Raw genomic sequence first — 452 nt, 5'->3', positions numbered from 1 at the left:
AAGCCCCTCATATTCGCCGTCGGGAGCGTTGTTTACCGCCCGTTTGTGATTGCGTATAACACGGAGCATATTCTCTGAATTATCACCGTAACGTGCAAACGCTCCGTGTTCAGCCGCCATGCGGGCGGATTGAGCGTAGGCTTCTCCTGAAAGAAGAGCGGAAAGAGCTCCGGCTACCGCCCTGCCCTGATCCGAATCGTAGGCAAACCCCATGATCATAAGAAGCGTTCCCAAGTTGGCGTAACCAAGACCTAATGTGCGATATTGATAAGAAAGCTCGGCAATACGAGGAGATGGGAACTGTGCCATTACTACGGAGATTTCAAGAATTGTAGTCCAAATATCAATCGCATGAAGGTATCCGTCAACATTAAATGCTTTATTTGTTTTGTCGTATAACACCGAAAGATTTATGGAAGCAAGGTTACATGCGGTGTCATCAAGGAACATAT

1 pseudogene is annotated in these 452 nt (G+C 47.1%); it reads right to left on the bottom strand.

The window, feature by feature from the left end:
- Positions 1-452 (bottom strand): annotated as a pseudogene (locus ACYVTD_RS16760) (vitamin B12-dependent ribonucleotide reductase); the annotation flags it as partial.

This window comes from Treponema sp. R6D11 (assembly GCF_054786075.1).
Note: the sequence above shows the minus strand (reverse complement) of the source record. Positions and strands in the feature narration are given on the sequence as shown.